This window comes from Limnospira sp. (assembly GCF_051859755.1).
GTDB classification, from domain to species: Bacteria; Cyanobacteriota; Cyanobacteriia; order Cyanobacteriales; family Microcoleaceae; genus Limnospira; species Limnospira fusiformis.
The window spans coordinates 1-10,836 of sequence record NZ_JBIMLI010000155.1 but is presented as its reverse complement, the minus strand read 5'-3'; the positions used below and the strand labels follow the sequence as shown (position 1 = coordinate 10,836).

Below are 10,836 nucleotides of genomic sequence, written 5' to 3'. Positions count from 1 at the left end.
CACCCCGTATCGTATGACAACGAATCTCGCCCCCCCGAATCGGCTCCCACACCTGTCCCCCGTACTTAGGAAACAGACAGCCAATCAACTCCACCTCAGCAAAACCCCCATACAACTGCGCCAAAGTATAGGCACGTCCCGCAGCATTATGGGACAACTCCCAACCGCACACCCCCACCCGAGGACGCTCCTTCCCAGCATCCGCTGCCATTACCAATCTGCCGTGATGATGACCCACGGCATCCACCAAAACCCCCTCGTCCGACTCATCCCCATGCCAAAGCCCCACCAGCCCCGGTTCTTCCCCCGTCAGACCTTCACACATTCCCTCGCGAATCTCATCCCCACTCCTAGCCCGATTCCACAGGCGCACCTCCGACAACTTGCCATCGTGAAACCGCTGCCATTGCGGACTTCCCATCAACCGCACCGGAGCCTCAGTCCCCACAGCCTCCGACTCCCGGCTCCAATCCTTCTCTCGCCGGAGAACCCCATTAAAATAAATGCGCCCATACTGCCCCACCTTCCGCACGCAAGCCACATGAACCCACTCATGCAGCCTCATATCCTCTTGGGGAACCCAGTTAATCGATGTAGAACAACCGTCCCCCTTGCCATAATACCACTGACCCTTCTGGTCATCCTTCAACCGAAAGCAGAACTCATTTTGCTCGTCGCTGACAAACTTAGAGATAATATCCGTCCAACTCTTCGGCCAATCTCTCAAATACAGCCAAAACTCGACCGTCAAATCCCCCGTAATACTCAACTCCTGACTGTGGTCAATTTCCCCATGAGTCTTCTTCTGGGGTCGAAAATCCACCACCCGACCCCGACCCGACCCCGGAGCCACCCGCCAATATTCTCCCCATTGGGCGGCAGCTTCTGTCCAGCGACCCAATCCCATCAAAGCCAAAGCCAACCGCCGCCGCCAATGAACCGCCCCCGGATAGCGCTCCAGCAGCCACTTCCAATGCTCGACCACCTCTGACCAGCGACCCAACTCCACCAAAGTCTCAGCCAAAAGCCGATGCACCTCCGGCGCTTCCACCCCCAATTTCACCGCCCGTCGGCACTCGACTACGGCTTCAAGGGGACGTTCCAACTCGGCCAAAGCGCGTCCCAAACCCAAGGAAGCCGGACCGCACTCCCCAAACTCCAGGACGACTTGGCGATACTGGTCTAAAGCCTCTGACCACCGCCCCAACTTCTCCAAAACCTCAGCCAGAGCCAAGCCAGAGTCTACCCCCGGACTCAACTCCCCACAGCGACGATATAACCCCAAAGCCTCTTCTAAATGCCCACGATTTTGCGAAATACTGCCTAGTCGGTGCAAAGCCAAAACTTGAATATCTACATCTTCAGGGGTTAGTTGTAAAGTGTTTTTATAAAATGTAACGGCTTGATCTAACTGACCTTGACTTCTGAAAGCATCCGCCAATTTTAAAGACATTTTAGCATCTTTGGGGTTGACTTCTAATGCCTTATAATAAACCTGTAAATTCGTGGGATTATGTTCAACTGCTCTGTGGTAAACTTGACAAATTTCTTGAGAATCTATCTGAGTTTGATGTCGGAGTGCATCCCCTAACTTTTCATAGATACAAGGCAAATCAGGCTGAATTTCCATTGCCCTTTTATAAGCCTTAACTGCTGCTTCCCACCGCTCCAACTTGACCAATGCTTCGGCTAAATTGTAGTGAGACCAGGGTAAATCATCCCGCCAAGCGATCGCATTTTGATAAGCCTCCGCCGCCTCAGACCATCGCTCTAGCTTTAATAGAGCATCCCCTAAGTTATTATGAGACCAAAAGAACTCCGGGTTAAGACCGATCGCATTTTGATAAGCCTCCGCCGCCTCAGACCATCGCTCTAGCTTTAATAGAGCATCCCCTAAGTTATTATGAGACCAAAAGAACTCCGGGTTAAGACCGATCGCATTTTGATAGGCTTCCGCCGCTTCTGACCATCGCTCTAGCTTTAAGAGAGCATCCCCTAAGTTATTATGAGAGCCAGAGAACTCCGGGTTAAGACCGATCGCATTTTGATAGGCTGCCACCGCTTCTGACCATCGTTCTGACCCCGACAAAGCATCCCCCAACAGATGCCAAACTTCGCTATCGTTTGGGGACTTTTCCGCTACCTGTTGCCACAGGGTCACCGCATCTTCCCAGGCTGATAACTTCACCAAAACCTTACCTAAATTTCGCTGAAGTATCAGTGAGTCTTTGTCTAAAGCGATCGCATTTTGATAAGCCTCCGCCGCCTCATCCCATCTTTCTAGCTTGAAGAGAGCATCTCCTAAGTTATTATGAGACCAGACAAAATCCCCTTTTAAAGCGATCGCATTTTGATAAGCCTCCGCCGCCTCTTCCCACCGCTCCAACTGTCGCAGCGCATCTCCTAAGTTATTATGAGACCAGACAAAATCCGGCTCAAGAGCGATCGCACCCCGATAAGCCTCCACCGCCTCTTCCCACCGCTCCAACTTGGAGAGTGCATCCCCCAACAAATGCCGGGTTTGACTGTCCTCCGGCGACTCTTCCGCCACCCCCCGCAACACCCCCGCCGCCTCATCCCAGGCGGATAACTGCACCAAAACCCGGCCTAACTCTCGTTGAGGTTCCACCCAGTCGTTGTCTAAAGCGATCGCTTGTCGCAATTCGATCGCTGCTTCTGACCATTTTTCTCGTAAAGCCAAAGCTTTCCCCAACTTCCAGTGAGTTTCCGCTAATGTTAGACGCGGCTTGACTGGACGAGTATCGAGGCGGCGACGGAATGGGATGTGTGAGCTTTTATCAATCGTCATGGGAATTTGATGATTTTAGATTAATTGAACGATTCGGTTCTCTGTTGTCAAGACTTAACCAAGCAAACATTTCTCGTGCTGAAAGCTGAAACTTTTTGAGATGCTCCCAAACCGGCAAAATATCCTCTCCCAGTTTAACTTCCGGAAATGAGTCCGGTTTCAGTATCATCACCGATTCATCCTTCGGATCGACCAACCATCCCAACTGTGTTCCTTGACTCAGACAAAACATGATTTTTCTGATCACTTGATTGGCTGATTGTTCGGGAGATAAAATTTCAATAACCCAATCTGGATGAACTTCAAAGCCATTCGCAATTCTCCTTTTTTCAGTTCGGGGAATGCGCTCCCAAGTGAAAACGCTGATATCGGTTACGAGGGACTGTCCGCCAAAGTCACACCATAACTCGGTAAAGGCATGAGCTAACTTTGGGGGTAAAAAAGCCTCATTAATAACCGTCCCTAAACGGATTTGTAAGGTGCTATTTTCTCCTGGAGGCATCGGTTTCTGGGTGATTTCTCCTTTCAGATATTCACTCGCAGGTTGAGTTTCCGGAAGGTCTAAAAACTCCTCCAAATTTATGGTATATTTTACATGGAAAACAATTACCATAATTTTACCTCATAAAACCCGATCGCTTTCATTCTTTTACAAATTTTAATCATTCTCATCCCCCTGCCTTTCCCGAGGCGCACTCCGTGGCCCGCCGGAAGGCTTCGATCGCCTCATCAATGCGACCCAACTCCTGGAGAGCATCACCCAACTTATGATAAACCTCCCAACTGTTGGGATGCAACTCCAGCACCCGGCGATAAATTTCCGCCGCCTCGGACCAATTTTCTCGTCCCAACTCCAGGTTCCCCAACACCTCCCAAACTGAGACCAAATCGGGAGCCAGAGCCACTGCCTTTTGATAAGCGCCGATCGCCTGCTCCCAAGCCTGCATAACCACATAAACATCCCCCAAATGCACCCACATTTCCCCATGTTCAGGATCCAAAGCCACCGCTTTTTGGTAGACCCCAGCGGCATCAGACCATTGCTCCAAGGCTTCCAGAGCCTGGGCTAATAGCTGCAACACCTCCAGGCGTTCCGGTTCCCTCTCGAGCAGGTGGCGACAAATATCAACACAGCCCTGCCAATTTTCCCCTGTGGCGGAAGCGATCGCCTCTTCCCAGCCTCCTTGACCGGGTGGTGATGCAGAAGCCACCCCCCCCATAGGGATGTGATTTGGGGGGGTTACAGGTTCTTCTACCCGCCGCTGAGGAGGTTTCTGGGTGTCTGCTGTCGGGGAACTCACAGATTGCACCGGGGGCAAAACCGCGACGGGTGGAGAGGGTAAAATCTGGTGGTGGGAAGTAGGTAACGGAGATTTATAATCTTCCCCTATAGGAAGCCTTCTGCGGTTCCCTCTCAGCCAACCGAAACCGGGAAAACGCTCCCACCAAGGTCGTTGTGGCTGAACTTGTCGGGGGGGTGTAGGTTCCCGACGTTCGGCTAACTCAAATGCGCGACGATAATAGGTCATCGCCTCTCCCTGTCGCCCTAAATGATAGAGGGCTTCGGCTAACTGTTGATGAGCCTTAGCACTGTGGGGGTGGGTAGTAACAGCCACCTGATAACAAGCGATCGCCTGAGTTTTCTGCCCCCTACGCCATAACCCCTGAGCCAAATCCAAACATTCCCCCAGGGAAGCCAGTTCCGGTTTCGCCTGGATAGCTTCAAACAAACAGTCCAAAGCCTCAGCTTCTTTACCCAAGGCTCCCCAGGCGCTGGCTAGACTGCGATAAATGCGGGGATGGGGTTTTAATTTGACAGCTTCCTGTAAACTGACGATCGCCTCTGGGTAGCGTCGCACTTGCAGACACAATTCCCCTAACTCCTGATGCCATAGGCCATTTTTCGGTTCCAAAGCGATCGCCTGTTGATAGCAGCGTAGCGCCTTACCATAAGCCGCCAAACCCACCAGAGCCTTCCCCCAGAGACTATATGCTCTGGCTTCCCTCGGTCGCCACTGCACCACCTGCTGACACTGCTGGACGCAAGCCTGATAGCGTTTTTGCTGATATAACTCGGTGGCCCTTTCCAAGGCTACATCTACATCTGGCGGCGCAAAAGCCCCACCCCCTGGCGGTGGCAACTCTTCGGGTATTTGTCGCCCAGCAATCAAACTTAACCAACGCCCCTGACTAGGAGGTAAGGTCTTGTTACTATGGCGTAAAGCCTTAGACAAATTTTCCAAAGCCATCAACAGGCGGGGATTTTGTTCCAGGGCGCGACCATAACAGGCGATCGCATCATCCCACTTTTCTTGAGCCACCAGTGCTTGTCCCAAACTATTGCGAGATTCAAAAGAGTCCGGTTGCAACTCCACCGCGCGCCGATAGGCGGCTTCCGCTTGGGACCACAAACCTTGAGCGGAGAGAACCTCCCCCAAATTGTGATAGGCTTGGGAATCGTGGGGCGATCGCCTGACCACCTGGCGATAACACACCTCAGCCTCCTGGAGTCTGCCACCTTGTAAAAGGCTATTACCCACCGCCAAAAACTCCGAGGCTTCCCCCTGGTCTGGCTGCAAAATCAAAGCCTGATATCGACAACTAAGGGCTTGCTGAGGTTGTCCCAACTTCTGCCATACTTTACCCAAATTCCGATGAGCGGCTACCAAGTTCGGTTGGAGAGCGATCGCCCTTTCATAGCATTTTACCGCCTGTTCCCAGCGTTGCATTTGAGCATAGAGACTTCCCAAATTCGTGTGAATTGTGGCATCTGCGGGGTTCAACTGCACCGCCTTCTCAAAAGCAGCCACCGCCTCCGATAATCGTTTCAACCCCAACAGAGCCTTACCCAACAGGGGGTAAATATTCGCCGCCTCCGGGTCTAATGCCAGAGCCTGCTGACACAGACTCAAAGCCTGCTGAAATTGTTTTTCCTGCAAATTCGCTTCTACCTGTGCCACCATATCCGATGGTGGCTCCTCTGGGGCTTGAGGAATCTCTGGTTTCCCCTGAGTTGGGCTTTCCGGTTGGGGGGGGTCTTTCCTCTCAACCACAGATTCCCTATAACCAAGAGCCTGCGCCCTTTGATACCAATATCTTGACCAATATTCATCGCCCCGCTGTTGCCAAACTTTACCCAACAATTGACAGGTGATGGCAGAATTAGGGTCATGGTGAAGGGCCTGTTCACAAGCGGCTATGGCTGCATCAATGTCACCCCCTTGGAGATGAAATTCAGCTTGTTTCTGAAACCCGGCGGCTAGGGCGGTTTCGCTTAAATTGGGAAAATTGATCATAGTAACCTTAGACATTGATGGCTGGGTGAGATCATTTTTCTGGCTAGAAGTCGGGAGGCTGGCTGTATCGGTGGCGAGTATAGAATCTAGCAACTCTAGCAAGGTCTCTGGGTTAATCCAGATATCTTCTGTTAAGGCAGTAGGATACATCAGTTGTCGGAGGGGATAGCAGTCTAAGGCTTCTCCGGTGATGTAGTAGTGATGGAGTCCCACTTGCCTACTTAACCCCCAAAAGTAAGGCCGAATGTAGTGGGGAGACATGAGTTCAATGATGGTGCTTCCAGGCTGACAGAAAATTAAATTGGTTAACCCGCTACCGTGGGATGCGACAATGACTTTCGCCTGGGAAAATACTTGAGCCTGTTGGGCTACAGATAGGGTTTCGGGGTTGATGGTGGTAAATCCCCGCTGCTGCAATAGGGAGGCGATCGCCTCTTCGTTTAACAACCGCCGATATTTGGCGCTATGACGGCTGATATAGATGAGCTTTGGTGGTTTTTCATCACCTAATTTAGATTTCTGTGGGTCAGAGAGTTCCAGAAAGCCCTCTGAGTTAAGGTTAACCCCTGCGGTTTCCTCCTGTAGCCAAGTCCGACGATGCCAAGCTAACACCCACGGTGGTGGATAGCCTACGGGTCCGGCAAAATCCGGAACTAAAAGCTGATCTGCTTGGATATGGGGGTGAATGTCGCTTTCGACTATTTGGGATTCTGGTATACCTAACCGTTGCAGGGTTTCTCGTTGGAAGGGGTGACGGATACTGTTCACTACAATGCGATCGATATCCTGCCAATTGTAGCCAGCCTGTCGCAAAATTTCTAATCGCGGCAGTACGTCAACCATCCAGTGAAAGTAAACACTACCCGATATTCCTGATACTACCGCAACAGTTCCGGCGATCGCCTCTGCTTCTGTGAGTCCATCCTTGGCAAAAATTGGGTGGCGGCGAGGGTCATGGTTACGGCAACCTGGTAAGGGGGTAGGATAAAATCGGGAAAATGGCGGCAGCATCTCCCCTTCCGCGTTAATTATGGCGGTGGCGTTACAGACTTTCCACCAATTGCGACGCGGATCAACAATCGCCCGCCCCTGGGGTAAAATGGTCACGTTTCCCGTGATGTTCCATAAAGGTAAGGGCGCTGGGGGTTTCAATTTGTATTGATGGCTGCCTACCTGTTGGGGGGAAAAGTTTTCTATAATCTGCTTTAGGCAAGGATGGCAGTCTAATCCCTGACAGGCTGGTAGGTCGGGGTCAGCCGGGGGTAACTCTGGTAGGTCGGGAATGGGTTGAGATAGGGGTGGGTTGGTTTCCGGTTCGGCGGTTAATAGTTCTAAACTCTGGTTATAATGTTTTTGGGCTTCTTTGATACGACCCTGTTCCCTCAGAATGTCTCCCCAAGCTAAATGGGCGCCGGTGAAGTCTGGTTGCAGTTTCAGGGTTTTTTGATAGTATTGTTCGGCCGCTCCAAAGTTCTGGTATTCTGCTAAGGCTTGACCTAAGTGAAAGTAGGTTTGGGCTAGTTTGATCACACTCACGGATATATCGTTTTGGTTGAGTGCTTGTAGTAGCTGGGCGCAGGCTTTTTGGGCTTCTCCTAAACTGCCGTCAACGCTTTGGTTTTCACTTTGGGTTATATAGGCGGTTAACAGGAATTCCTGCCCTTTAATGGCTTCTTTTAAATGGGCGATCGCTTCTGGAAAATCTGCTAATTCCATCAGAGACCAGGCTAAATCACTATGGATACCCGGAAATTCTGGCGCTAGGCTTAACACTTTTTGGAAGCACTCTAGGGCGGCTATATGGCTTCCCTGTTGTTGCAGGGCTTTCCCTAGGTTATGTTGAATTATGGCACTGTCCGGTTGCAGTTGTACGGCTTTTAAAAAGGCGGCGATCGCCCTATCCCCATCCTGTTTTCCTAATAGCGATCGACCGAGGTTATTATGGAGGCTGGCTGTCTGCGGCCACTTTTTGAGGGCGGCTCCGAGAATCTCTAAGGCGGTTTGATATTCCCCTCTTCCTACTAAAATACCCCCTAAATTGCTATAAGGCATGGGGGTTTCTGGTTCCAGATAAATCGCGCTTTGATAGGCGGCGATCGCTTCGATTTCTCGCCCTGACTGTTGTAGGATTAACCCTAAGTTATAATAGGCGTTGGTGTAGTTCGGCTTGTGGATTATCGCTTGACGGTAACAGGCGATCGCATCCTCTACATCTCCCAATTTTTCTAAGACAAATCCCAGATTATAATGTACCTCCGCCCAAGGAAAATAAACCTCTAACGCCCTTTTATACCAATCTACCGCCTTCCCATAATCTTTCTGCTGCTGACACCATAAACCTCGCTCGGCTAGGGACTGAGCCGCTGGGGATGGTTGGTTTGTTGACTGGTTACTAATCCTCATAATTCATCGTTTTTTGTGTGTATAAATACTTACTTTTTTCACAATTAATAATTAGTTAAATTAACAGCCACGTATGTAGCCTAAACTACCCCCACTATTATCCGGCAAAATTTCATAAATCTTAATACATTGCTAAAAATATGGTAATTTCAGTTAAGAAAAATATCTCCACCTAGCACCCAGCCAGCTACTAGATTAAATCGAAGCTGTCGGAGTCGAGGTCATCTAACCCTTCTCCTAAATTCAGAATCGGAATGGCTTGTCCAGTGCCGTCAATGTAGTACAAAACGCCACTGGTGGAATTATAAACTAGGTTAGCCCCTCCGGTATTAGTGGGATTAGTCGGATCAAAGTTGGCAATTGTGGTAAACTGACTATCAGCGAGGTTTCCCGCCCCTCCCAAGGCATCAAAAATATCCGCATCTAATTGGATGCGATCTTCACCCACAGTAAAATCTGTGATGGTGTCGAGTCCAAACAATTCTTGAATGCTGAAGGACTTATCGGGGTTACCAGAAACTAAGCTAAAGGTATCAGATCCTTTACCCCCGGTCAGAAGGCTATTACCTTTCCCGGCAGAAATGCGATCGTTCCCCTGACCACCATAAACGGTGTTATCCCCTTTACCGCTATGGATAACATCATCATTCTTACCACCAAAAATCAGGTTATTTCCAGGTCCACCAAGTATGGTGTTATTACCTTCGACACCGTAAATAGTATCGTTACCAGTGCCACCATAAATTAGGTCATTACCCTTATCTCCCAACAGGGTATTATTGCCTTCCCCGCCGTGGATGATGTCATCTCCCTGACCTCCATAGATGATGTCATTTCCCTGACCACCATACACGAGGTCATCTCCCAGGTTACTAAACAGCAGATTATTGCCTTCTCCAGCATAGATTGTGTCACTGCCCTTACCCCCATAAATGATGTCATCATCCTTACCACCATAAACGAGGTCATCTCCCGCACCTCCCAATAGGGTGTTATTCCCTTCTCCAGCGGAGATTGTATTCTTACCTTCCCCGCCGTAGATGATGTCATTTCCCTGACCACCATAAATTAGGTCATCTCCCGCACCTCCAGATAGGGTATTATTGCCCCCGTCCCCCCCATATATCACATCATTCAGGTCCCCACCAGTGATCAAATCACTACCTCCGGTACCTATGAGGCGGTTCTCCTGGTTCATAAACCCTTCGATGATTAAGCCACCATCGATCGCATTCGGGTTGGGCCTGCTACTTTCGGGCTGTGTGGGGTTAGGTATTAATTCGGCGGTCATGGTAATTCATTCCTGTTAGATACACGGTTGTGGTCAAAAAATTAAAAATCAATCACATAACCAACCACTAGATTGCTCAATCACCCTATTATGTGGCGGTGCAAGTGTTCATAATAGAAACCAGAATCAGCCATTTCCACTCATGCAAACTAGAGAGGCAAATCATGCTCTTCGGGTTTTCATATCACAAAACAAGTGTAACAGCTACATTAGCTATTGTCAATAATATGGCGATGACATTTGGTTCATGCTCTTTGACCGATAATCCTGACAGTTCGGTTGAATTCTTATGATATATCAATACCAGGTCTATTTTTGACTGTTACACTTGGCGGAAAAATCATAGTTCCCCATGGTAAGCCCTTTTCCAGGGGAAGTTGTGGTTTGAGGCTCCCCAAAAATGCTAGATATCATCAAGCTACTGTAAAGGATTTAGCCAGAATGAGAAGTTTTTGTAAAATGGATGAATCACAGATAATTTATCAATGTCTAATATCATCGGGGGAGGCTGTGGTCAAATTAATCATTAAATAGGGCGATTAATTCTCTACAACCCCTCCCCAATAGGTTTTACTCAACTTCTGCCGTGGGTTCTAGGCTGGGTTGAAGTTCGATCGCCTGGCGTTGTCTTTGGCGAAATTCCGCCGCCGCATCTTGGATATTTTGATTTTGTTGATTTTGGATGAATTCCCCATTCATATCAAACCGACCTTGCTGGACACTGTGGAGAATATCAAACAATGTCCGCTGATTAAGGGTATTGGAGGAGTCGGTAGTGCTATTACGACTATCAAAATCTTGCAGGGGATTAATGGTGGCTTGGGCGATTAATTCCGGTGCTGCCTGAACCGCAGACCCGAAGCCGAAAGTAGCGATCGCAGAAATACTCAAACCTAGGGTAAATTTCAAAGGTGTTAATTTCATCATGACTATCAGATTCCAACAACTACTGTAATCATACCTGATACATTTACGCGACATTTATCCGGCTATTGCCTGACAATGCGACGATAGCACTATTACCCGTTAAGGTAACA

Annotated in this window: 5 protein-coding genes; all 5 read right to left on the bottom strand. The window is 49.4% G+C overall.

Features of this window, described 5'->3' with window-relative positions:
* The coding region (locus ACTIE0_RS20405) for a tetratricopeptide repeat protein (protein WP_439516965.1) at positions 1-2,809 on the bottom strand (2,809 nt) is incomplete at its 3' end.
* Positions 2,799-3,422, bottom strand: a complete 624-nt coding sequence (locus tag ACTIE0_RS20400; protein ID WP_006668717.1) for a Uma2 family endonuclease — start codon at positions 3,420-3,422, stop codon at positions 2,799-2,801. The genes ACTIE0_RS20400 and ACTIE0_RS20405, both read right to left, overlap by 11 nt.
* Before the next feature lie 55 nt (positions 3,423-3,477).
* The gene (locus ACTIE0_RS20395) at positions 3,478-8,508 is read right to left on the bottom strand and encodes a tetratricopeptide repeat protein (protein WP_006668716.1); all 5,031 of its coding nucleotides are present in this window, start codon (positions 8,506-8,508) and stop codon (positions 3,478-3,480) included.
* 190 nt (positions 8,509-8,698) lie between these two features.
* Positions 8,699-9,799, bottom strand: a complete 1,101-nt coding sequence (locus ACTIE0_RS20390; RefSeq protein ID WP_439516964.1) for a calcium-binding protein — start codon at positions 9,797-9,799, stop codon at positions 8,699-8,701.
* Between the two features lie 570 nt (positions 9,800-10,369).
* Complete coding sequence (locus tag ACTIE0_RS20385; protein WP_006624446.1) at positions 10,370-10,726, bottom strand: hypothetical protein; 357 nt, start codon at positions 10,724-10,726, stop codon at positions 10,370-10,372.
* Positions 10,727-10,836 lie beyond the last annotated feature (110 nt).

Excerpts from the sequence above, each read along its gene's own strand:
- ACTIE0_RS20400 (WP_006668717.1), bottom strand. The coding sequence starts at position 3,422 with ATGGTAATTGTTTTCCATGTAAAATATACCATAAATTTGGAGGAGTTT.
- ACTIE0_RS20395 (WP_006668716.1), bottom strand. The coding sequence starts at position 8,508 with ATGAGGATTAGTAACCAGTCAACAAACCAACCATCCCCAGCGGCTCAG.
- ACTIE0_RS20390 (WP_439516964.1), bottom strand. The coding sequence starts at position 9,799 with ATGACCGCCGAATTAATACCTAACCCCACACAGCCCGAAAGTAGCAGG.
- ACTIE0_RS20385 (WP_006624446.1), bottom strand. The coding sequence starts at position 10,726 with ATGATGAAATTAACACCTTTGAAATTTACCCTAGGTTTGAGTATTTCT.